Annotated in this window: 21 protein-coding genes; 10 read left to right on the top strand and 11 right to left on the bottom strand. The window is 64.2% G+C overall.

Going from position 1 to position 21720, the window contains the following annotated elements; translation table 11 throughout:
* Positions 1-44 precede the first annotated feature (44 nt).
* Positions 45-374: a hypothetical protein gene (locus LAQ58_RS02225; protein ID WP_224448996.1), complete on the top strand. Its 330-nt coding sequence runs from the start codon at positions 45-47 to the stop codon at positions 372-374.
* Positions 375-542: 168 nt separating this feature from the next.
* On the opposite strand, the gene radB is transcribed toward LAQ58_RS02225, so the two are convergent.
* Positions 543-1241 carry a DNA repair and recombination protein RadB gene (gene radB, locus LAQ58_RS02230; protein ID WP_224448997.1) on the bottom strand — a complete coding sequence of 233 codons (699 nt, stop codon included), beginning with the start codon at positions 1239-1241 and terminating at the stop codon, positions 543-545.
* Positions 1242-1405: 164 nt separating this feature from the next.
* Between radB and LAQ58_RS02235 the strand changes: the two genes are divergently transcribed.
* Entirely contained in the window at positions 1406-2218 is an 813-nt protein-coding gene (locus LAQ58_RS02235; RefSeq protein WP_224448998.1) for a hypothetical protein, read from the top strand.
* Here LAQ58_RS02235 and larC read toward each other — a convergent pair whose 3' ends face one another.
* Positions 2219-3550 (bottom strand): nickel pincer cofactor biosynthesis protein LarC, encoded by a 1332-nt coding sequence (gene larC, locus LAQ58_RS02240; protein ID WP_224448999.1) that lies wholly within the window; start codon positions 3548-3550, stop codon positions 2219-2221. It lies immediately after the preceding gene.
* A 231-nt stretch (positions 3551-3781) separates the two neighbouring features.
* On the opposite strand from larC, the gene LAQ58_RS02245 reads away from it, so the two are divergent.
* Complete coding sequence (locus tag LAQ58_RS02245) at positions 3782-6007, top strand: CDC48 family AAA ATPase (protein WP_224449000.1); 2226 nt, start codon at positions 3782-3784, stop codon at positions 6005-6007.
* A gap of 158 nt (positions 6008-6165) precedes the next feature.
* On the opposite strand, the gene LAQ58_RS02250 is transcribed toward LAQ58_RS02245, so the two are convergent.
* The 7 genes from LAQ58_RS02250 to LAQ58_RS02280 all read right to left on the bottom strand — a co-directional run bounded on the left by LAQ58_RS02250 (position 6166) and on the right by LAQ58_RS02280 (position 13475).
* Positions 6166-6906 (bottom strand): competence/damage-inducible protein A, encoded by a 741-nt coding sequence (locus LAQ58_RS02250; protein ID WP_224449001.1) that lies wholly within the window; start codon positions 6904-6906, stop codon positions 6166-6168.
* A 210-nt stretch (positions 6907-7116) separates the two neighbouring features.
* The gene (phoU, locus tag LAQ58_RS02255; protein WP_224449002.1) at positions 7117-7788 is read right to left on the bottom strand and encodes a phosphate signaling complex protein PhoU; all 672 of its coding nucleotides are present in this window, start codon (positions 7786-7788) and stop codon (positions 7117-7119) included.
* Positions 7789-8204: 416 nt separating this feature from the next.
* Positions 8205-8870 carry a phosphate signaling complex protein PhoU gene (phoU, locus tag LAQ58_RS02260; RefSeq protein WP_224449003.1) on the bottom strand — a complete coding sequence of 222 codons (666 nt, stop codon included), beginning with the start codon at positions 8868-8870 and terminating at the stop codon, positions 8205-8207.
* A 6-nt stretch (positions 8871-8876) separates the two neighbouring features.
* Positions 8877-9755 (bottom strand): phosphate ABC transporter ATP-binding protein PstB, encoded by an 879-nt coding sequence (pstB, locus tag LAQ58_RS02265; RefSeq protein WP_224449004.1) that lies wholly within the window; start codon positions 9753-9755, stop codon positions 8877-8879.
* 3 nt (positions 9756-9758) lie between these two features.
* Positions 9759-11384: a phosphate ABC transporter permease PstA gene (gene pstA, locus LAQ58_RS02270; RefSeq protein ID WP_224449005.1), complete on the bottom strand. Its 1626-nt coding sequence runs from the start codon at positions 11382-11384 to the stop codon at positions 9759-9761.
* 43 nt (positions 11385-11427) lie between these two features.
* A complete protein-coding gene (gene pstC / locus LAQ58_RS02275) occupies positions 11428-12348 on the bottom strand; it encodes a phosphate ABC transporter permease subunit PstC (protein WP_224449006.1) in 921 nt (306 codons plus the stop codon).
* A 101-nt stretch (positions 12349-12449) separates the two neighbouring features.
* Positions 12450-13475 carry a PstS family phosphate ABC transporter substrate-binding protein gene (locus LAQ58_RS02280; protein WP_224449007.1) on the bottom strand — a complete coding sequence of 342 codons (1026 nt, stop codon included), beginning with the start codon at positions 13473-13475 and terminating at the stop codon, positions 12450-12452.
* Between the two features lie 332 nt (positions 13476-13807).
* Here LAQ58_RS02280 and LAQ58_RS02285 point away from each other — a divergent pair, with 332 nt between their 5' ends.
* Entirely contained in the window at positions 13808-14809 is a 1002-nt protein-coding gene (locus tag LAQ58_RS02285; RefSeq protein ID WP_224449008.1) for a phosphate signaling complex PhoU family protein, read from the top strand.
* A 335-nt stretch (positions 14810-15144) separates the two neighbouring features.
* Here LAQ58_RS02285 and LAQ58_RS02290 read toward each other — a convergent pair whose 3' ends face one another.
* Positions 15145-15519, bottom strand: a complete 375-nt coding sequence (locus tag LAQ58_RS02290; RefSeq protein ID WP_224449009.1) for a 30S ribosomal protein S8e — start codon at positions 15517-15519, stop codon at positions 15145-15147.
* Positions 15520-15669: 150 nt separating this feature from the next.
* On the opposite strand from LAQ58_RS02290, the gene LAQ58_RS02295 reads away from it, so the two are divergent.
* From LAQ58_RS02295 to LAQ58_RS02310, 4 genes are all read left to right on the top strand, one after another.
* Positions 15670-16131, top strand: a complete 462-nt coding sequence (locus LAQ58_RS02295) for a DUF2240 family protein (protein WP_224449010.1) — start codon at positions 15670-15672, stop codon at positions 16129-16131.
* Between the two features lie 23 nt (positions 16132-16154).
* Entirely contained in the window at positions 16155-16610 is a 456-nt protein-coding gene (locus LAQ58_RS02300) for a DUF7993 family protein (RefSeq protein ID WP_224449011.1), read from the top strand.
* A 166-nt stretch (positions 16611-16776) separates the two neighbouring features.
* On the top strand, positions 16777-17082 hold the full coding sequence (locus tag LAQ58_RS02305) for a hypothetical protein (RefSeq protein WP_224449012.1): 306 nt from the start codon (positions 16777-16779) through the stop codon (positions 17080-17082).
* A gap of 130 nt (positions 17083-17212) precedes the next feature.
* A complete protein-coding gene (locus tag LAQ58_RS02310) occupies positions 17213-18469 on the top strand; it encodes a DNA double-strand break repair nuclease NurA (protein WP_224449013.1) in 1257 nt (418 codons plus the stop codon).
* A 34-nt stretch (positions 18470-18503) separates the two neighbouring features.
* Here LAQ58_RS02310 and LAQ58_RS02315 read toward each other — a convergent pair whose 3' ends face one another.
* Complete coding sequence (locus LAQ58_RS02315) at positions 18504-18845, bottom strand: DUF7113 family protein (protein WP_224449014.1); 342 nt, start codon at positions 18843-18845, stop codon at positions 18504-18506.
* A 93-nt stretch (positions 18846-18938) separates the two neighbouring features.
* Between LAQ58_RS02315 and LAQ58_RS02320 the strand changes: the two genes are divergently transcribed.
* On the top strand, positions 18939-20789 hold the full coding sequence (locus LAQ58_RS02320) for an ATP-binding protein (RefSeq protein ID WP_224449015.1): 1851 nt from the start codon (positions 18939-18941) through the stop codon (positions 20787-20789).
* Between the two features lie 157 nt (positions 20790-20946).
* Positions 20947-21372 carry a universal stress protein gene (locus LAQ58_RS02325; RefSeq protein WP_224449016.1) on the top strand — a complete coding sequence of 142 codons (426 nt, stop codon included), beginning with the start codon at positions 20947-20949 and terminating at the stop codon, positions 21370-21372.
* The last annotated feature ends 348 nt before the right edge of the window (positions 21373-21720 follow it).

Below are 21720 nucleotides of genomic sequence, written 5' to 3' on the forward strand. Positions count from 1 at the left end.
GTGAAAAAGACTTCCGTTAACCATCTACAACGGTTATGGGTAGTATGAAGTCAGTGGTTGTAAATCTATCATTTGATGAGACGCTTGATGCATTAGCTCACGTCCAGAGGCGCAAACTGCTGGTTGGATTGTTGGATCACAATCCCCAAAACGATACACCGGTCGTCATCGCTGACTCTGCGGACGAGGCTACTAGTCTCGAACGTCTGGTGAAAATGCACCACGTTCACCTTCCGAAACTGGAAGAGTACGGACTAATAGTGTGGAATGAAGATAAACACGAAGTCTCGAAGGGGAAGAATTTTGACGAAATCAAACCCCTTCTCGAACTGTTGGCCACCCATGAAGACGAACTCCCTCCTGACTGGTTGTAACTCTGCTGCACTGCCCCCTCTACGGTCTATATCCTCTATCTGACTCGGTTGCCCATCGTCTAAGATAGATTCGATGGTGAGTATGCGCTGTGTAGTCAGCAAGTCTGCCGAAACCCATCACCGACTGAAGGTTTCGATAAGACCAACAACGAACGTCGATCCGCCAGTTCAGAACTCCTCTGTCGCTTCCAGTCCCGACCCCGTGATTCGGAACGTCGCGCTCTCTCCGGCGGCTTTCGAGCGGTGTTTCTCGAGCGTCGCCCGGCGGTTGCCGCCGCGGAACCGGTCGAGGCGGACGACGACGCCGGTCCAGTGTTCGAGCGTGTGGCCGCCAAGCGCCCGCGCTCGGTCGGTGTCGGGGTCGGTGAACACCTGATTCGTCAGCACGACGGCGATGTCGTGTTTCCGCGCCAGCGACAGCAGATGCGTCACCTGCCGCGCCACGCGGCGGAGCGACTCGCCGCCCTCACCCTCCATCGTGCGTTCGAGGCGGTAAAAGCCCGTGGCGCTGTCGAGCACCACGAGGTCCGCTCGCTCGGCGAACTCCTCGACGTCGCGGACGGCCTCCTCCTGTTCGGCGAAGTCGTACGCTTCGGTGACGATGACCCGCGAGGCGACGTTCTCGAACGTTTCCTCGTCGTCGACGCGCGCGTCGACGAGTTGGCGGAACCGGTCGATAGAGAGCCCCTCGGTGTCGATGTAGACGACGGTCCCGCCCGCGGCGGCGACGTCGACGGCAGCCGACAGCGCAACGTTCGTCTTCCCCGCCGCCGGTGCGCCGTACACCTGCGTCACGGTCCCGCGTTCGAGACCACCGCCGAGCAGGTCGTCGAGCGGCGCACACCCCGTGGAGAGAGTTTCGGTCACGGTCGGAGTTGGCGCGGTCGGCGGAAAAAGACCCCGGTACGCCCCCGACGTGCCTCGCAGACGCCGCTTCAAGGCGCGTGACTGGGTCGGCCCGGCTCGGGTTCTCGGCTCCGACCGCGCGCTTCGGACCGTGTTTTTTAGCTTCCCGGCGTCCAACGAGAGCCGTGATAGTCGTCGCGACGGACGATTTCGAACTGTACCACGAGGCGGTCTCCGCTCTGCGCGAGCGCGGCGTGACGTTCACGACGGTCCGCCTGGACGACGAACTCCCGGAGACGACGAGCGTCCTCGTCACGGCGCCAGACGACCCCGTCACCGACCTGTCGCCCGACGTGACCCACATCAGCACGACCGCCGACGACGTTCGGAAGGCCGTCGAGGAGGCGCTCGCGGTCCTTCGCGGCGGCGGCGACCGGACGGTTATCGGCGTCGACCCCGGAACACGGCCCGGTATCGCCGTCCTCTCCGGCGAGATGGTCGTCGCCGCGTTTCAGGTTCCGCTCTCGCAGGCGGTCGACGCGATTCGCCGCGAAGCCGGAGACGCCGTCGACCCGCTCGTCCGCGTCGGCGACGGGGCGCGCCTGCAGAGCGCCCAGATCGTCAACGACCTCGAAGACGTGCCGGTCGAACTCGTCGACGAGACGGGGACGACGCCGTATCTCGGGACGGGTGCACGCGGAATGGGCGACGTGCTCGCCGCGGTCAACATCGCCCGTCTGGAGGGCGACCGCGTAGACTCCCGGGAGATAGAGCCGACGCCGGGCGAGTTGCAGGTCATCAAGGACCGCTCTCGGAAGCGCTCGGCTCAAAACCGGTCGATAGACGAGTCGCTGGCGCGTCGCGTCGCCGCGGGCGAGTTGAGTATCGACGAGGCGCTGGACGAGCACCGAAACGGAGCGAGAAGCGACGACCGCGACGGCAGCAACGAGACCGACTCAGCCAACGGCGACGCCACCGACGATGACGACGAAAACTGACTACTCCTCGGCCCGCTCGAACACCGCGTTCTCCGCGCGCCGCATCACCTCGCGAACTGCCAGTCCCGTCTCCCGCGTCACGACCATCGCGTCGTCGAACTCGGCGCTCCGGTCGTAGACGACGCCGTCGGCGTCGCTGGCGACTTTCACGCTCACCTCGTAGCGCTCGCCGTCGACCTCCAGCGTCGCCGTCTCGAATACTCTGGAAGCGACCCAGCGATGGCCCGCGCCGTGTTCGCGCACGCCGAGCGTTCCGGTCTCCTCGGCGAGTTTGCGGGCGACGCGCTCGGCGTCGGCCGGACGGACAATGACCTTCACCAGGTGACCGGGTCGGGATTTCTTCATCGTCGCTGGGAGGATGGATACGTCGCGCGCGCCCGCGTCGGCGAGCGTCTCCTGCAGTCCGCCGAGCACTTCGGGCGGTGCGTCGTCGAGATTCGTCTCCAACACGGTGATCTCCTCGCGCGTGAGTCGACTTCCGCCGTCGCCGACGAGCGCCCGGAGCACGTTCGGGTGGTCGGGGAAGTCGTACCCTCCGGCGCCGTAGCCCGACTCCCGAACGCGAATCGTCGGGAGGTGGTCGACGCCCTCGGCGAGGTGGGCGAGAATCGCTGCGCCCGTCGGCGTCAACAGCTCCGCCTCGACGGGACCGCCCTTCAGCGACCAGTCGGCGCGTTCGGCGATTTCGACGACGGCGGGCGTCGGCACCGGATAGACGCCGTGGCTCATCGATGCCTCGCCGCCGCCGGTCGAAAGCGGCGTAGTCACGACGCGTTCGATGCCCAAGTCGTCTACCAACAGACACGCGCCGACGATGTCGGCGATTGCGTCGTCCGCGCCGACTTCGTGAAAGTGCGTCTCGTCGAGGTCGGTGTCGTGGACGGACGCCTCCGCTTCCCCGAGGATGCGGAAGATGCGTAGGGCGTTCGCCTCGGCGCTGCTCGGAAGCGTCATCGACTCGACGATGTCGACGACTTCGGCGTACGCTCGGTGCGGTCCCGCGCCTTCGGCGTGGGTATGCGCGTGGCTGTGGCGGTGACCGTCGTCGTGGCCGTGGTCGTCGTGGCCGTGATGATGGTGATGACTCTCGTGGTCGTCGTGATGGTGGTCGTCGTGATGATGGACGTCGCGTCCGTCTCCGTCCCCGACGAGTACTATGTCGACCGCCGTCGAATTGATGCCGTTTTTCACCGTCGACCCGACCTCGTATCGAACGTCGAGCGCCTCCTCGACCGGCGACAGCGCTTCGGGGTCCGCCCCGACCGCCAGCAACGCGGCGAGAATCATGTCGCCGCTCGCACCCATTCGCCCGTCGAACGCGAGTGTGTCCATACAGGATGAGTCCCCGCGAGAGAGAAAAACCCCCGTCGTCGACGGCGACTCGCCGCGTTCGCGACGTGTCAGTCGCGAGTGTTGGGGCGGTAGCGATATGTACGACGGCGTCGTACCGTGCTACACCGTGACATTGATACGTTCAACGGGGCTGAGTACGGCCGAAACCCCCGGGAGCAAAGAACTTATCCCGTGTGACCGCCGAACTGCACGTATCCCCGCGAGTACATTATGAACGAAGTCCAACTCGAAGTGGCGAAAGCGTACCCGAACGATTCGGGGCGCGGTATCGCCCGTCTCGACCCGGACACGCTTCTCCACCTGAAGCTCTCACCGGGCGACATCATCGAAATCGAAGGCGGTGAGACGACCGCTGCGAAGGTCTGGCGCGCTGACCGCCAGGACTGGAACACCGACACCGTCCGCATCGACGGCTTCACCCGCCAGAACGCCGACGTCGGCATCGGCGAACGCGTGACGATTCGGAAAGCCGAAGCGAAGAAGGCGAACAAACTGGTGCTCGCGCCGCCCGAAGAGGCGAGCGTCCAGTTCGGATCCGACGCCGCCGGAATGGTCAAACGCCAGATTCTGAAACGGCCGGTCGTCGAACGCGACATCGTTCCCGTGATGTCGAGTACGAACCACCCGTTCATGCGCTCGCCGGGCCAAGCGATTCCGCTCATCGCCGTTGAAACGGACCCATCGGGCGTCTGTCTCATCACCGAAGACACCGAGGTCGAACTCCGCGAGGAGCCGATTTCGGGCTTCGAGCGCGCGCAGGGCGGCATCACCTACGAGGACATCGGCGGCCTCCAGGGCGAGATTCAGCGCGTCCGCGAGATGGTCGAGTTGCCGATGAAGCACCCGCAGATCTTCAAGAAGCTTGGCATCGAGCCGCCGCAAGGGGTGCTTTTGCACGGCCCACCCGGCACCGGGAAGACCCTGCTCGCGAAAGCCGTCGCCAACGAGACCTCGGCGAGTTTCTTCTCCATCGCCGGTCCCGAGATCATCTCGAAGTACTACGGCGAGTCCGAACAACAGCTCCGCGAGATCTTCGAGGACGCCAAGGAGGAGTCGCCCGCCATCATCTTCATCGACGAACTCGACTCCATCGCGCCGAAGCGCGAGGACGTCACCGGCGAGGTCGAACGCCGCGTCGTCGCCCAACTGCTGACGATGATGGACGGTCTCGAAGCCCGCGGTCAGGTCATCGTCATCGCGGCGACCAACCGCGTCGACTCCGTCGACCCGGCGCTTCGCCGCCCCGGTCGGTTCGACCGCGAGATCGAAATCGGTGTCCCCGACGAGGTCGGTCGCAAGGAGGTTCTCCAGATCCACACCCGCGGCATGCCGCTGTCGGACGACGTGAACCTCGACCACCTCGCCGACGAGACCCACGGCTTCGTCGGCGCCGACATCGAGAGCCTGACGAAGGAAGCGGCGATGAAGGCGCTGCGGCGCTACCTCCCCGAGATAGACCTCGACGAGGAGGATATCCCGCCGAGCCTCATCGACCGGATGATCGTCAAACGCAAGGACTTCAGCGGCGCACTCGGCGAAGTCGAACCGAGCGCGATGCGCGAGGTACTCGTCGAACTCCCGAAGATATCGTGGGACGACGTCGGCGGCCTCTCCGACGCCAAGCAGTCGGTCAAGGAGTCCGTTGAGTGGCCACTAACGACGCCCGAGAAGTTCGACCGGATGGGAATCGAAGCACCCAAAGGCGTGTTGCTGTACGGCCCGCCGGGCACCGGCAAGACGCTGATGGCGAAAGCCGTCGCCAACGAGACGAACGCGAACTTCATCTCGGTGCGCGGTCCGCAACTGCTGTCGAAGTGGGTCGGCGAATCCGAGAAGGCGATCCGCCAGACGTTCCGCAAGGCGCGGCAGGTGAACCCGACTGTCATCTTCTTCGACGAACTCGACAGTCTCGCCCCGAGTCGAGGCCAGGAGATGGGCAACAACGTCTCCGAGCGCGTCGTCAATCAACTGCTGACCGAACTCGACGGTCTCGAAGAGATGGGCGACGTGATGGTCATCGGCGCGACCAATCGGCCGGATATGATCGACCCCGCGCTCATCCGCTCGGGTCGCTTCGACCGCCTCGTGCTCATCGGCGAACCCGACGAGGAAGGTCGCGAGCAGATTCTGAAGATTCACACGCAGAACAGCCCGCTCGCGCCGGACGTGAGCCTCCGCGAGATTGCCGAGATAACCGACGGCTACGTCGGCTCCGACTTGGAGAGCATCGCCCGCGAGGCGGCCATCGAGGCGCTCCGCGAGGACGACGACGCCGACGAGATCGAGATGCGGCACTTCCGGAAGGCGATGGAAAACGTCCGCCCGACTATCACCGAGGACCTGATGGACTACTACGAGCAGATGCGGGACCAGTTCAAGGGCGGCGGCCGCGATCAGTTCGCCGAACGCAGCGGCGGTCGGATCGGCTTCCAGTAGAACCTTTTACACTGCGCTCGGCCGCTTCGCGGCCTCGCTCGGTAAAAGGTTCATCAAAAGCACTCCTCCCTCATTTCGCTCGTTTCACTCGCTCCGTTCGGTCGTCGGCCCGCTCGCTTCGCTCGCGGTACGACTACTTGCGACGAATCCGCACGACACTACTCCTCGTCTTCGACGATCTCCACGTGCTCGCGTAGCCACGCCACCGCCGCGTCGACGGCTCCGGGGTCCTGACTCGTCACCTTGATCCGGTTGTACTCCTCGCCGCTTGTCGGATAGCTCCCGACTGCGACCTGATACTGGTCGCGGACCTGCGCGAGTTGGGAGGTCACCGCGCCCTCGGGCGCGGGGGTTCGGAGCGTCTGCGAGGTCACGTCGCCGCCGAACTCGTCGGCGACGAGTTCGAACATCGCGTGCATCTCGCTCGGGATGCCGGGGAAGACGTAGACGTTCTCCATCACGCATCCGGGCGAGAGACCCGTCGGGTTGAGAAGCGGCCGCGCGCCGTCGGGAATCGACGCCTGCGCGTCGGCGTCGATTTCGAGGTCGTAGTTCTCGGCGAGTTCAGGGTTCGCCTCGCGGAACGCGGCGACGGTTTCGAGCACGTCCGCTCTCGCGTCGGCGTCGACGGCAAGCGAGATATCGAACGCGGCCGCGACGCCGTCCATCGTCAGGTCGTCGTGCGTACCGCCGAGACCTCCGGTGACGACGACGGCGTCGTAGTCGTCGCTCCACTCGCGAACCGTCTCCGCGATGACCGACTCCACGTCAGGGACGGTGAGAATCCGCGTCACCGTCGCGCCTCGCTCGGTCAACTGTCGGGCCAACCACGTTGCATTCGTGTTCTCCGTGTCCCCGGCCAGTAATTCGTCGCCGACCGTGAGAATCGCCACGTCCATGTCCGCACTGCGTGCTACGACCGATTAAGCGTTGGTCCGACGGCAGGCAGGGCGGTGCGGAGAGTTCGAGTCGCTGCACCGCGAGCGAGTGAAACGAGCGAGCGGACCGAGGAGAGAACGGAAGCCGCGAAGCGGCTGGAGTGAACGACAAGTGCTTTTGATGCACCTTTTGCCGAGGGCGCGCGAAGCGCGCCTGCAGCGGAACAGGTGCTAGTAGATAAGTTCGTCGTCGTTCTCGATCATGTAGAGCGTCCGAGCGGCGATGTTGACCCCGTGGTCGCCGACGCGTTCGAGGTCGCGAATCGTCAGGAGGAGTCGGGAGACGTCCTGCATCCAGCTCTCGATGTCCACGTCGGCCGCGGCCTCGCCTTCGATGAGGTCGCGGACGACGATTTCGCTGGCGGCCTCGCACATCGCGTCGATTTCGTCGTCACGGTCCGCGATAGCGTAACAGGCGTCGGAGTCGTCGTCGGCGTACGCCGCCATCGCCTCGTCGAGCATTTCCAGCGTCAGGTCGCCGATTCGCTGGATGTCGACGTCGGGGAACACGTCGCGCTTGGCGCTCTTGGCGTACTGACCGAGGTTGGTCGCGAGGTCGGCGATACGTTCGAGGTCGGTGATGATCTTGAACGACGCCGCGATGAAGCGGAGGTCGCCCGCGACGGGCTGTTGGAGGGCGATGAGGTCGATGCACTGCTGTTCGAGGTCGAGGTACATCCGATTTATCTCGGCGTCGCCTTCGATTATCTCCTCGGCGAGTTGGTCGTCTTTCTGTTCGAGCGCGTCCATCCCCATCCGGAGGCGTTCGCTGACGACTTCGCTCATGTAGAGAACGTCCTCACGGAGAGATTCGAGCTGAGATTGGTATTCGTTGCGCGGCATACCTCCGACATGCGTCGGTCGGCGTAATGTATGTTGTGCCTTAAATGGAGGTGGCGAGTGAACTTCCAAAAAGAGAGGCACAATTCAGTACTTCGACGTAGCAGCAGGTGCGGTAACCGTGCGCTCGGACCAGCGGACGACGGGCGGAAGAGTGGCACTTCGCTCCGCGAGCGAACGGAGTTCCTGTGAGCGACCGCAGAGAATGAACAGGAGCACGGAAGAGGTTCGATCTTCCGGAGTGAGCGAGCAGGCCGAGGAGTGAGCGGAACGGAGTGAAGCGAACGACGAGTGTTTTTGATGAACCTTTTACCGAGTGAGTGCGGCGTAGCCGCCCGAACGCGGTTCGAGAGACGCCTGTGGCGTTTCTCGTCGTCTCGAAAGGCGCTGCGCGCCTTTCGGCGACAGCGTAAAAGGTTCTAGTAGATGAGCGCGTCGTCGCTTTCGACCATGTAGAGCGTCCGAGCGGCGATGTTGACCCCGTGGTCGCCGACCCGCTCGATGTCGCGGACTGTGAGCAGAAACCGATTCACCTCGCCGAACAGCGTTTCGTCCCGTTCGTCGGGGTCGGACTCGACGAGGTCGCGGACGACGAGTTCGCCGACGCGCTCGCAGAGACCGTCGAGTTCGTCGTCGCGGTCGGCGACCGCGTGGCAGGCGTCGGCGTCTTCGCGCGCGTACGCCGACAGCGCTTCTTCGACCATCTCGGCCGCGAGTTCGCCGAGGTCCTGCAAGTTCACGTCCGGGAACAGTTCGCGTTCCCGCGAGAGGAGGTAGCCGCAGAGGTTCGCCGCGAGGTCGGCGATGCGTTCGAGGTCGGTGATGATCTTGAACGAGGCGACGACGACCCGCAGGTCGCCCGCGACGGGTTGCTGGAGCGCGAGGAGGTCGACGCAGCGACTTTCGAGGCGGAGGTACCACTCGTTTATCTCGTGGTCGCGCTCGGCGAGCGAGCGCGCGCGCTCGGCGTCGCGAGTTTCGAGCGCAGAGAGCGTCTTCCGAAAGCGGGCGACGACGGTCTCGCCCATCGCGAGGACTTCGTCGCGCAGTTCGTCGAGGTCGCGCTGGAACTGCTCGCGCGGCATACCGAACTATCCGAACTTGCCGGTGATGTAGTCTTCGACGCGTTGGCTCTCGGGGTTCTCGAATATCTTCTGAGTGTCGTCGAACTCGACAAGTTCGCCGCCGGTGAGGAACACCGCGGTCTTGTCGGAGATACGGGCCGCCTGCTGCATGTTGTGCGTGACGATGACGACGGTGTACTCTTCGGCGAGGTCGGCGATGAGGTCTTCGACCTGCGAGGTGGCGACGGGGTCGAGCGCCGACGCGGGCTCGTCCATTAGGATGACGTCGGGGTCGACAGCGATGGCGCGGGCGATGCAGAGTCGCTGCTGTTGCCCGCCGGAGAGGTCGAGACCGGATTCGTCGAGGCGGTCTTTCACCTCGTCCCACAGCGCCGCTGATCTGAGCGCCTGTTCGACCGCTTCGTCCATGTTCTCGGTCTTACCCTGTATCTTGAGCCCGTAGGCGACGTTGTCGTAGATGCTCTTCGGGAACGGGTTCGGCGACTGGAATACCATACCGATGCGTCGCCGGAGCGCGACGGGGTCGACGTCGTCGTCGTAGACGTTCTTCCCCTCGAAGTAGAGTTCGCCGTCGATTCGGCAGGAGTCGATGAGGTCGTTCATCCGGTTGATACACCGGAGGAACGTCGACTTCCCACAGCCCGACGGGCCGATCATCGCGGTCACCTGTCGCTTCGGAATCTCGATATCGATGTTCTGCAGGGCTTGCGTCTCCCCGTAGAAGACGTTGAGATCCTTCGACGAGACGACGGTCTCGGTTCGCTTCGGACGGTTCAGTTTGTCGCTTTCGACCACCTCCGAACCGGGCCGTGGCGACGTCTGCGATTCGACGCTACTGTCGCTATCGGCGCTCGGTTCGGAAGTAGTCATGTTCTCCTTACTCATTGTTTACGACCTCCGCTGATATTTGTTCCGGATAAGTATCGCTGCGGCGTTCATAGACAGCATCACGGTGATGAGCGTGACGACGCCGGCGGCCATCACGCCGTACTGGAACTCGTACGCCGGTTGCCCGACCCACGCGTAGATCTGCCGCGGCATCGCGCTGAAGATGTCGAAGAAGCCGTCCGGCGGTTGGAACACCGACGCCGCGGCCCCGATCATCAGCAGCGGGGCCGTCTCGCCGATGGCGCGGCCGAACGCGAGGATGCTCCCGGTGAGGATGCCCGGCAGCGCCTCCGGGAGGACGACGCGCCGAATCGTCTGCCAACGGGTCGCGCCCATCCCGTAGGACGCCTGGCGGAGCGAACTCGGGACCGCTCGAATCGCCTCCTGCGCCGAGATGATTATGATGGGGAGGATGAGCAGTCCGACGGTCATCCCGCCGACGACGACGATACCGCTGGCGAAGTTGAGCCAGTTGACGAACAGTGCCAGTCCCAGTAGCCCGTAGACGACCGAGGGGACGCCCGCGAGATTCGAGATGTTTATCTCGATGAAGCGGACGAGGACTCCGAGCGGACCGTCGTTGGGCGCGTACTCTTCGAGGTAGAGCGCTGCGCCGACGCCGATGGGGAACGACGAGACGGCGACGACGACCATCATCATCACTGACCCGATAAGCGCCGGGTAGATGCCGGCTTCCTCGGGGAACCGCGAGTTGGCGTTGGTCAGGAACTGGAAGTCGAGCCATGCCTCCGGGCCGGCGAATCCGAGCAGGTCGACCAGCACGGCACCGAGGAGCATCCCGGCGACAACGATGAGCGGGAACAGCAGTCCGAGCGGTCGTCGCTGACGGCTACGGACGACAGCTTCGACGTACAGCGCCGTCGGCATACCCGCGAACGTGAAGAGGATGACCCATATCTGCGGCGTGATTCCGGTCGATGGGTCGATGAACACACCTGCAGTCACGACCGCGAACAACGCACCGGCGGCGATGGCTCCCGCTCGCTGGTCGTTTCGACGCCGGGCGACGATCAGACCGCCGACGACCGCCCCGCTCAGTCCGAACGTAAACAGGTAGATGAGCCACGCTTGCGGGACGGTGGGGAACGTGGAGACGAACTCGAACGTCAAGGGCGCGAGCACGACGAGGGAGGCCGCACCGACGACGAACTCCTCGACGAACGATGCGCCCGCTCGGAGCCGTCGATGACCGACGATGACGCCTCCGGCGACGACGGCGGCGACGACGAATGCGAACCATTCGACGACGCTGAGGACGTCGATAAACAGCAGCAACACACCGCTGCCGAGCAGCAGTCCGAAGAACGGAATGCCGAGGGCGGTTAGCGCGACTGTCGCCTCGCCGTCGCCTCGTCGCGAGTAGTAGCCGAGCGCCGCGACCGAGGGCAGGACGAGCGTGAGGAAGAAGACGAGGAACCAGCCGGGGTTCGCGGTGAACGGACGGATGGCGTCCTTCGTCACGTAGACGAGCAGTCCGGCGACCATCACGATGCCGAACAGCGTCGCCGACAGACAGACCGCCGCGAACACCTTTCCGGGGAGGCGGCTGATATGTTCGGATTCGCCGAACCAACCGCCGGTCGCTCCCTCCTGCTCGGCCGCCATCAGTCGCTCACCCCTGCGGACGTGCCGTCGTTTCGACGACGGTTCATTGGTACTCCTCCCGGTACCGCGAAGCGACGAACGAACTGGCGAGATTCATTGCGAACGTGATAGTGAACAGCGTGATACCGATGGCGAACATCGCTCTGTAAGCGGTCGAACCGCCTGCGATGTCCGTCGTTACGAGTTGAACCATCGCGGCGGTCATCACTTCGAGCGACTCGAACGGACTCGGGACGAGTCGGGGTCGCATCCCGGCGGCGACGACGACGATCATCGTCTCGCCGATAGCTCGTGAGATCGCGAGAATGAACGAGGAGAAGATACCGGACGCCGCCGCCGGAATGACGATGCCGGTCGACACCTCCAGTTTCGTCGCCCCGATGCCGTAGCCGGCCTGTCGGAGCGAGTCGGGGACGGCGCTCATCGCGTCCTCGCTCAGACTCGACACCATCGGGATAATCATGATTCCGATCATGATTGACGCGCTGAGGGCGTTGAATGTGCTCAGCGGGAGTCCGAGCCACTCGAGCGCGGGAGTGAGGTAGACGAGTGCGAAGTAGCCGTAGACGACGGTTGGAATGCCAGCCAGGATTTCGAGCGCGGGCTTGATTATCGACCGCGTTTGGGTGCTCGCGTACTCGCTCAGGTACGTTGCGGAGGCGACGCCGACGGGAATCGCGATCAGTGCGGAGAGTGCGGTGACGAACAGCGTTCCTGCGACCAGCGGAAGAACGCCGAACTCCTCTTTGATGGTCGGACTCCACTCGGTCCCGAGGAAGAATCCCACCGGCGATACTTCGAGGAAGAAATCGATCGCGTCGAACAGGAGCGTCGCGACGATGGCGGCAGTGACTGCGACCGAAAGCGCCGCACAGCCGAACAACAGCCACTTGATGCTCTGCTCCCGCGCGGAGCGGATTCCCGACTGGCCGACGAAGTCGGGCGTGTTGGTTTCCTGGCTCATCTTGTGGTGACTGTGTTGTGCGTCCTCAAAAGCGGCATGATTCGTGTTGTTTATTGGTGTGAACGTGTGTTTCCCCTGAGATTAGGGGTCGCGGTGTCGGTTCAGTTGCTGCTGTACTGTTCGAGCTTGCTCAAGTTCTCGTCGCGTAGCTCCGCGCTGGAGGGGACGTAGCCGATTCGACTGACGATGTCCGTCTCGGCCTGTTTGAGGTAGTACTCCATGAAGGCGTACACCTGCTCTTTCTCTTCGAGCGAGGACTGCGCCGCGTAGATGAACAGCGGGCGCGCCATCGGGTAGTCGCCGTTTTTGGCGTTCTCGATGCTCGGTTCGGTACAGCTTCCGTCCGCGTTCTCCTTTATCTGCACCGCTTTGACGTTGTTCTTGTTCTCCTCGTAGTAGGCGTAGCCGAAGAAACCCATCGCGTACTTCGAGCCCTCGATACCCTGGATGATGCGGTTGTCGTCCTCGGTCGGTTCGTAGTCGTCGCGAATCGCGTCGGCGTCCTGGATGACGTTGTCGATGAACCAGTCGAACGTCCCGGACGACGAAGCCGGACCGTAGAGCTCGAACTCCTTGTCGGGCCACTCGGAGTTGATGTCGCTCCACTTCTGCGCGCCGTCGGGGCGCCAGATCTGCGAGAGCTGCTCGAAGCTCAGGCAGTCGACCCAGTCGGCGTTGTTGTTGACTGCGACGGTGAGCGCGTCGCTCGCGACTTGGAACTCGACCGGTTTGACGCCGTTCTCCGAGCAGAGTTGCTTCTCGCTGTCCTTGATGGGGCGCGATGCGCCGTTGATGTCGGCGTTACCGGGACAGAAGTGGTTCTGGAATCCGCCACCGCTGCCGGTCGAGTCGACCGAGACGTTCACGTCGTGTTCCTTCATGAACTCCTCGGCCATCGCCTCGGAGACGGGGTACACCGTACTGCTTCCCTTGATGATGACCTCGCCCGAGAGGTCGCCGGAGCCGGAATTCCCGTTGTCGGAGCTTCCGTTTCCTCCCGAGTTGCCGGAGCTCGCACCCGGATTTGTCGTGCAGCCTGCGATGCCGACCACACCTGCGGTCCCTGCACCGACGAGGAATTTACGCCGTGATACGCCGTCTGTCCCCTTCGACGTCTGCTGCGTCATCAATCATTCATGGCCGACTGAGACATAAGTACCCTGCTATGACAGCTATATAGATATGGGTATGAGAAAGAGTATACATAGTCGTCGGCACGGAGAATTAGACATATAGATGACATTGTTTCGAAGATGACGATATACGCCGCGGTAGAGCCGTGTTCTTCGATGCCCCGCGCCGCCGTTTTGCCCAACTGTTCACGCCGAGCTCTCCGGAGTGCACGAAGGTGGACGACTTACACGCGCTCACGGGCAAATATAGTTACACCACCATATCTCGTGCGACAAATATATAGATAAGAGGTAAATTTATCAATTAGATACGCCCACTTCTGCACATGGTCGAGACGCGAAAGGTGCAGGTGACGGGCGGGTCGACGTACACGGTATCGATTCCGAAGGAGTGGGCGACCGAAAACGGCGTCAGCGCCGGGAGCGAAGTCGAGTTCTACCCCGAGGGCGACTCGCTGTTTCTGACCCCGCGAACGGAGGAGGAGCGAACCGAGGGCACGCTCGACATCTCGCAACTCGACGGCCAGGAACTCGTGCGCGCGGTCATGACGATGTACGTCAGCGGCTTCGACGTCATCGCGCTCGAGAGCGGCCGCATCACCAACGACCAGCGCCGGACGGTCCGACAGGCGACGCAGGGACTCGTCGGTCTCGAAGTGCTGGAGGAGACCCGCGACCGAATCGTCATTCGCGACCTGTTGGACTCCTCGGAGCTGTCGATTCACAACGCCGTCACCCGGATGCGACTCATCGCGCTGTCGATGCTCGAAGACGCGGTGACCGCGCTCGCCGAACTCGACATGGACATGGCCCAAGACGTCATCCAGCGCGACGACGACGTCGACCGACTGTACATGGTCGTCTCGCGCATCTTCCGCGCGACGCTTCGCACGCCGAAAGCCGCCGAGGAGCTGGGTCTCCCGCGGGAAGTCTGTTTCGATTACCACTCCTCCGCCCGGCAACTCGAACGCATCGCCGACCACGCGACGAAGATTGCACATCTGACGCTCAACATCGAAGAACCGGTTCAAGACGACGTGCTCGATGCGCTCTGGGAACTGCACGAAGACGCGACCACCGTCGTTGACGCGGGGATGGACGCGCTCTTCTCGGACGACAGCGTTGAAGCGACCGAAGTCGCGAACGAGGCCCGCGAGTCGGTCCAGGAGATAGACGAGCACGCGCGCACCATCGACGAACTGCTCCGCGACCTCGACCCCGTCCGCGCGCAGATGCTCGGTCTCATCGTCGACTCGCTGTCACGCAGCGCCGACTATGGCGGCAACATCGCCGAAACGGCGCTGCAGAAGGCTGCTCCCACTCCCTAGCGACCTTTTGCGCTGCGAGGCGGTTTCGCCGCCTCTCGACAAAAGATCAAACAAAAGCACAGCGTCACCCCCTCAGGCGCTTCGCGCCTTCGAGGGTTCCTCGGCCCACTCGCTCGGGCTGCGCCCTCGCTCGTGGTGGAACTGCTTGTTTGCGACCTGTGGAGGCTGTTCTCGCTAACTCTCTGTTCCGCGAGCGAACGCAGTGATCGAGCGGGCCGACGACTGAGCGGAACGAAGTGAAGCGAGGGAGGAGTGCTTTTGGTCCAGCTTTTACCGAGCGAAACCGCTTCGCGGTTTCGCGCAGCGTAAAAGGTGGGCGTCGAAAGGTGGGTGTTCTATTCCTCTACGAGCACGGCGTTGACCTGTCCAGTCTGGCCCGGACGGGAGGTCACGCGTGCGCGACCGGCGGAGGTGTCGATGATTGCGCCCTTCGTGATGATGTTCCGGCGCGCGTAGTTGACGTTCGAGGGGTTGTCGACGACGTTCTCGATGTCGGCCTGGCTGACCTCGCCGCCCTCCGCGACCTGCGCGACGTTCGTCGCCAGCGCGCGGATCTTCGTGTTGCTGCCGCGGGAGTCGATGGTCCGGAACCGGGGTTCGCCGACGGTCGTCTCCGCCGGTTCGCGGCCGAGTTGGTAGCGCTTCTTGTTCCGGAACGGTCGGAGGCGACCGCCGGTCCGCTTCCGCTGGGAGCGTCCTTGGTCTTTCATACCCCGAAGAACTGCCAGCAACTACTTGAATCGCTCGAACTTGTATCGCCGCGCGTCACACCCCGACGCGCGCCTCTGGTTCGCACGTCGCCACCCTCGGACCGACCCGAGTAGCAACTTTTAGTGGCCCGCCGCCCTCTCGTCTCCTCGATGAGTCTGAAGACCGCAACGGCCGTCCCGTTCCGTCAGCGCGGGAGCGAACGCCTCGGCGAGGGGGAGTTCGTCGTCGTGCTGTCGCTGGACCGCGGGTGGTTCTCGCCCGACCAAGCCAAACGCCTTGTCGACGTGGCGGTCGGTCGCGGATTGCTTGAACGCGGCGACGACGGCGACCTCGTCCCCGCGTTCGATCCCGACGACGTCGAAATCCCCCGCGAGTTCGTCCCCGACGAGTCCATCCTCCGCGAGCAGTCGACGTTCGAGCGACTGCTCGACGCGCTCGTCGCGTCCGGCGTCGACAAACAGACCGCCGTCGCGACGGTCAACGACCGCCAACGCCGTCTCGGCGTGACGCTGGAGACGGCGGCCATCCTCTCGGCGCGAAGCGAAGGTATCGATGTCGACGGCGTCGCCGAAACCGTTCGCGCCGATCTCACCGGAACCGAAGCGAAGTAACCGCGCGCTGCCTTCTCTCCGCTATGGTCGAACGCCGGCTCACCGACGGCAAGCGAATCGCACAGTTGCTCGCCTCCGAACTGGAAGGGGGCGGCTCCTCCGACCGCCTCCGAGTCGTCGACGCCGACCCGGACGTCGAAGCGACGACCGACGGCGCGTTCGCCTACGCCGTCGCCGCCGTCGCAGCGGAGACGACGGAGTCCGAAACGAACGACGAGGACGACGATGCCGACGAAGACGACGGTGCCGACGAAGACGCCGAACCCCGAACCCGTCTCGCGGCGGTGTATGTCCAACCCGACCGAGCGCGCGTGGAGTTTCTCGTCGGACCGTCGGCCGCCGCCGAGGCCGCCGACGCCGAGGGGCTTCGCGTCCGCCCGAAAGCCGTCCGGCCGCCGCGAACGCTCGTCTTCGTCGAGGACGGTGCGCAGGTGAAGTGGATTCTGCCGGTGTTCGAGGCCGTGCTTCGCCCTCGTTAACCCGTCTCAGCTCTCGGTTAACCGTGGGTTCTCTCGGTCAACATCGAATTTAATGGTCATGATTGTATTTACTCTATAATGAGTAAGTCTTTTCACGCGCCGTCGGCTCCCTCTAATCGATGATTACCACCCCCTCCAAAGGTTCGATCGTCGAGGTGTTCGACCGATGATGTGGCAGGATCTCATCTTCCTGGCAGGCAGCGTCTTCTCACTCGTCGTCCTTGTGCCGACGCTGCGAGATTCGATGGCGAACGTCCCGCTCGGAACGACGCTCCCCTCCGCCACCATCGGTGTCGTCTACGGAACCACCTTCTTCACGCTCGGCATGACGCTCTCCGCCGTCGGGTCGCTTCTGACCGGCGTCATGTGGAGTCTCATCGCGCTACTGCGCTCGCCGCACCGGTTCAGCGGTCGGTTCGATGCCGGGTCCGAGTCGCCGTCGCCGCGTTCGGCCCCGCAGAACGCCGACTGAACCGCAGCGTCTCACGCTTCCGAGACGAGACGCCAGAAACGAGCGACGTTCCTACTGCTTCGCTCACGACGGTCCACCGTCCACCGAGCGACCGCGTGGCTTTTTATCGGATGAGAAACCCACTCCCGGTATGACTCTCGATCCCGTCCACGTCGACGGTATCGCGGCGCTAGCCCGCACGCTCGCCGACAGCGTCGACGACACCGACCACACGGACCTCGCTCGGACGGTGTGGGAGGAGTGGCTCGACCCGCTTCGAGACGACGGGCGGACGGTGGTCGAACCGCTCGGCGAACGGTCGCTCCGCGCGGCCGACATTGACGACGTGGCGCTCACCGAACGGCCGTTTCCGACGGTCCACGGTCTCGACTCCGGCACCATCAACCCGACCACGTTCAAGAACGGTCTGGTGATGGACATGGCGCACGCGGCGATGGCGAGTGTCCCGTCGAATCTCGATCTGCATCGCTCTCGGAGCATCGTCATCGCGGCGCACACGAACGACACGTACGACAAGCCCGAAACGGAGTGGCAGACCCACGACGAGGGGTACAGTCGCCTCCGAGTGCTCCAGTCGCCGCGGGTGAACCGCTACGCCGAAGGCGTCGTCCACGCGCTGTCACTGTACCTCGCCGAGAGCGAGCACGCGCTCCGACACGCCGACGAGGTGTCGGACCTCCTGATCCTCGACGGTCCCATCTACCCGAAGGAGTTGTTCAACTGGCGGGACCGCGAGGCGGAACTCCGCGAACTCGCCGAGGAGGCCAAACCGCAGCAGATCGTCGAGAACTACGTCCGACTCGTCGAGCAGTTCGTCGAACGCGACGTGCCGCTGGCGGGGTTCGTGAAGAATCCAGCTTCCAAACTCATCACGCGAACGCTCCAGGCGAAACGCGTCGACGCGCCGTGGGCCGACGACACGGCGCTGTTCACGCGTCTGTTGGAGCGTCGAGACGGGTCGAACGCGAACGGCGACGCCGAACGCCGGACAGACGACCTGACGTTCACCTCGTGGTTCGTCTCCCGCGGTGGCTCCGACCGGACGCTCGCCGCCGACGGCGACGCGCTGGGCGTCGAGCGGAACCTTGACCCGGAGCTGTACGAGGTGACGTTCTTCGTCCTCTACGACCCGCGCCACGACGTGCTCTACAAGGTCGAATCGCCGTACGCGTTCACTCGCGACCCCGAGCGACGAGCGAAACTGACGCGACAGATACTGCGCGACGTCGCTGGGTCGCGCGGACCGCCGCCCGCCGTCGCGAAAGCCGACGAACTCGCGCGGATCAGCGCTCACGAGAAAGCGTCGCTTCGCCGCAAGCTGGAGGTGGACGTAGGTTCGGAGTACGTTCGGACGTACGACGGAGTTCGGTGGGGCGACGAGTTCTGAGGGGGACGCGCGCCGAGCGCGCGGCACGCGACGGTCACCGACGCCCGGGTTCGGTCTTCTCGACCTCTATCTCCACGTCGTCCTCGGCGACGCCGACGCGGGCGAACTGTGTCCGGACGTGTTCTTTCGCCGCGGCGAGCGCTTGGTCACGCGTGTCGAACCCGCGGGGCATCGGCGTCTCGAAGGCGACGCGAATCCTCTCGCCTCCGATTTCGGTCGGCGACCCGCCGCTTTCGACCTCGTAGAACTCGTCGCAGACCCAGACGTACGGCGCGTCCTCGTTCGGCGCGCCCTTGAACGACGGGGCGACCTCGCCGCGCTCGAAAATCGTCCCCGTGAGCGCCGTCCCGCCGCCATGTCCGCGCACCAAGAGCATACCTCGGATACGTACGCGAGGGTAAAAAGCGGTGTGCGGCGGTTCGTCCCGAGGAGGGAAAGGACCATCATGGGGGGCGTCGTGTCCCGAGATATGTCCAACCTCGGTGACTTCACCGAATTCGACCCTGACGACGGCGACGGCGACGACGCCGGTTCCCCCGACGAGTCACGGAGCGCCGACGTCGACGGTTCCGCCCCCGACGACCGCGGGGACGCTTCCGCGGACGCCGCAGAGGATTCGTTCGACCGCCTCGACGTGGACCCGACGGATGCCGACCGCGGTCTCGGTGCGCTCGCGGTTTCGCAGGGTCTCTGCGTCGCCGAGGACGAACGCGACACCGCGCTTCGCGCGTTCGTCACGACCGGCAACCGCGACTCCGTCCGCCTCGGCAAGTATCTGCTCGTCCCCTACCCCGACGCGGAGACGTTGTTCTGCCGAATCACGGGACTGGAGTACGCCCAGGAGTTCCAGGCCGACGACGCGACCGAAATCCACGCCCGCCGCGCGATGCGGCGGACCGAGTTCCCCGAACGCGACTACAAGTTCGTCGCGGCGCTCGATCCCGTCGCGGTGCTGTACGAGGACGGCGGCGAACTGAAGCGCCGGATGACCGACCGCGTACCCAAACCGGGCGCGACGGTGACGGAGGCGACCGACGCCGACGAGATCAAAACCGGCCTGAAAATCCCGGGCAACGGCGTCTTCCTCGGCCATCTCTCGGTCGGTGGCGAGAAGGTCCGCACCGCCGCGGACCCCCCGACCATCGACTACCGCGTCAAGGACGACTACAGCGAGGGCGACCCGCTGGTCTTCCGACACACGCTCGTCGCGGGCGGAACCGGGTCGGGGAAGACGCATGCGTCGAAGAACGTCCTCCGCCAGTATCTCGCCGACGAGCGCGCCTACGAGATGGGCGACGGCCGCACCGCGCGGCCCGCGGTCGTCCAGTTCGACCCGCAGGACGAGTACGCGCAGATGCACGACGACAACGACGAACTCGACCCTGAGTTCGCCCGTCGCCTCGAACGCGAGAGCGTCGCCTACGGCGGCCACGACGACACGACTGCGCTCGTCCCGCAGGTCGGTGACGCCTCCTACCCTGGCGAGGGCCACCGCGCCGAGCGCGTCCGCTTCACCATCCCCTTCTCGATGGTGCGCCGCTGGCCGTGGCTGGTCGCGGGCGCGGCGCTCAACGACAACCAGTACAACGCACTCACGCTCCTGCTCGACCGGTTCTTCCGCCAGAACCCGTCCGGGACCTACCGAGGCTTCCAGTCGTTCCTCGACGACCCGGCGCTCCGCGAGGAGCTCAACGAGTCCGGCCACGTCCACGAGGCGACGTTCGACGCCGTCAAGCGGAAGACGCGGACCAAGGCGGCAAACGACGTGTTCGACCAGGACGCACGCGACATCACCGACCTGGTCCACGAACTCGTCCGGCCCGGCGGACTGACCGTCGTCCCGACGTACCACGTCTCGAACAGTCGGGCAGCGGAGATGGTCGTGCTCGCGGTGTCGAGTCTGATCATCGATGAGAAACTGTCGAACGACCCCGAGTACGACCGCATCGACGAGACGCCGGTCGTTCTGGGGATGGACGAAGCGCACAACTTCCTCGCCGACGCCGACAGCGTCCAGGCCCGAAACGTCATCGGGAAGTTCACCGAGGCAGCCAAACAGGGGCGCAAGGAACGTCTCGGCCTGTTCCTCATTACGCAGGACCCCCAGGACATCGCCGACTCCGTGTTCAAGCAGATAAACACGAAACTCGTGTTGAACCTCGGCGACGAGGACGCTATCAAGTCGGTGAACATCCCACCGAACCTCGAAAGCAAGGTGCCGTACATGGAGAAGGGCCAGATGGTCGTCTACTCGCCCGACAACTCCGAACCGGTCGAACTCATCGGCCTATCGAAGTGCGTGACCCGCCACGGGCGGTAGTCTCTCTACGTCGTGCGATTCCGTTTCGCTGTCTCCTACGGCTTCCGCACTCGTTTCGAAGACTCCTCATTCTGCTCTATCTCGTCGCCGTCGGTGCTTCTGTAGAACTCGTCGTCGCCGCAACGTATTTTACTCCGAGGAGAACCAATATCGTGGTATGATAGAACGTATCTTGGTTCCGGTCGACGGGTCGCCGCAGTCGACGGCCGCGCTCTCGTTCGTCGCCGAGGAGTGGCCGGACGCGGCGGTGACGATACTCCACGTCATCAACCCGGCGGACGCGGGCGGCAACCCGAGCGCCGGGATTCCCTGCGGCGCGGAGGAGTGGTTCGAAAGCGAGAAGGATCGTTCGTCGTCGCTTCTCGCGGACGCGGCGTCGATAGTCGACCAGTCGGTGACGATGCGGACCGAGGTCGGACGGCCGACGCAGACGATTCTCGACGTCGCCGAGGAAGACGAGTTCGACCACATCGTCCTGGGTAGTCACGGGCGAACCGGGGTCTCGCGCATCCTGCTCGGGAGCGTCACCGAAGCCGTTATCCGCCGGTCGCCGGTAACCGTGACGGTCGTGCGGGGAGAGTGACTGCTGGACGGTGAACACGACGGCCGAGCGGTGACCTCATAGCGCTCTCGACGTACCTGTCAGCTACATTACAAATGCACCCCACGACAGTTTCGAACCGAGTATGAAACCGAGTCACCCCTATCTCGTGCTGCTGGCGTTGACGTTCAGATTCGTGGTCGGGGCCTGTTCTTCGGTCTTTTCGGTGCTGTAGTCGGAGGCGTCGGAGCGGCGGTCGCGTGGATGCTCACTGCAGGAGAGGTGAACGAAACGTTGGGTACGGACCGTGGTGCGTCGTGACTCGCACCGTCCTCCGGAACTGCGGCGTCCGCGAAAAGGGAGGTCCGCGACCGGACGGAGCCGACTGTT

This window comes from Haloprofundus salilacus (assembly GCF_020150815.1).
Lineage (GTDB): Archaea > Halobacteriota > Halobacteria > Halobacteriales > Haloferacaceae > Haloprofundus > Haloprofundus salilacus.

What these genes read in the sequence shown, in the direction of transcription:
- LAQ58_RS02320 (WP_224449015.1), top strand. Translation starts at nt 18,939, where the DNA reads ATGTCCAACCTCGGTGACTTCACCGAATTCGACCCTGACGACGGCGAC.
- LAQ58_RS02315 (WP_224449014.1), bottom strand. Translation starts at nt 18,845, where the DNA reads ATGCTCTTGGTGCGCGGACATGGCGGCGGGACGGCGCTCACGGGGACG.
- phoU (WP_224449002.1), bottom strand. Translation starts at nt 7,788, where the DNA reads ATGCCGCGCAACGAATACCAATCTCAGCTCGAATCTCTCCGTGAGGAC.
- pstA (WP_224449005.1), bottom strand. Translation starts at nt 11,384, where the DNA reads ATGGCGGCCGAGCAGGAGGGAGCGACCGGCGGTTGGTTCGGCGAATCC.
- LAQ58_RS02245 (WP_224449000.1), top strand. Translation starts at nt 3,782, where the DNA reads ATGAACGAAGTCCAACTCGAAGTGGCGAAAGCGTACCCGAACGATTCG.
- LAQ58_RS02225 (WP_224448996.1), top strand. Translation starts at nt 45, where the DNA reads ATGAAGTCAGTGGTTGTAAATCTATCATTTGATGAGACGCTTGATGCA.
- phoU (WP_224449003.1), bottom strand. Translation starts at nt 8,870, where the DNA reads ATGCCGCGCGAGCAGTTCCAGCGCGACCTCGACGAACTGCGCGACGAA.
- LAQ58_RS02285 (WP_224449008.1), top strand. Translation starts at nt 13,808, where the DNA reads ATGGTCGAGACGCGAAAGGTGCAGGTGACGGGCGGGTCGACGTACACG.
- LAQ58_RS02280 (WP_224449007.1), bottom strand. Translation starts at nt 13,475, where the DNA reads ATGACGCAGCAGACGTCGAAGGGGACAGACGGCGTATCACGGCGTAAA.
- pstB (WP_224449004.1), bottom strand. Translation starts at nt 9,755, where the DNA reads ATGAGTAAGGAGAACATGACTACTTCCGAACCGAGCGCCGATAGCGAC.
- larC (WP_224448999.1), bottom strand. Translation starts at nt 3,550, where the DNA reads ATGGACACACTCGCGTTCGACGGGCGAATGGGTGCGAGCGGCGACATG.
- LAQ58_RS02310 (WP_224449013.1), top strand. Translation starts at nt 17,213, where the DNA reads ATGACTCTCGATCCCGTCCACGTCGACGGTATCGCGGCGCTAGCCCGC.
- LAQ58_RS02300 (WP_224449011.1), top strand. Translation starts at nt 16,155, where the DNA reads ATGGTCGAACGCCGGCTCACCGACGGCAAGCGAATCGCACAGTTGCTC.
- LAQ58_RS02305 (WP_224449012.1), top strand. Translation starts at nt 16,777, where the DNA reads ATGATGTGGCAGGATCTCATCTTCCTGGCAGGCAGCGTCTTCTCACTC.
- LAQ58_RS02290 (WP_224449009.1), bottom strand. Translation starts at nt 15,519, where the DNA reads ATGAAAGACCAAGGACGCTCCCAGCGGAAGCGGACCGGCGGTCGCCTC.
- pstC (WP_224449006.1), bottom strand. Translation starts at nt 12,348, where the DNA reads ATGAGCCAGGAAACCAACACGCCCGACTTCGTCGGCCAGTCGGGAATC.
- LAQ58_RS02325 (WP_224449016.1), top strand. Translation starts at nt 20,947, where the DNA reads ATGATAGAACGTATCTTGGTTCCGGTCGACGGGTCGCCGCAGTCGACG.
- LAQ58_RS02295 (WP_224449010.1), top strand. Translation starts at nt 15,670, where the DNA reads ATGAGTCTGAAGACCGCAACGGCCGTCCCGTTCCGTCAGCGCGGGAGC.
- LAQ58_RS02250 (WP_224449001.1), bottom strand. Translation starts at nt 6,906, where the DNA reads ATGGACGTGGCGATTCTCACGGTCGGCGACGAATTACTGGCCGGGGAC.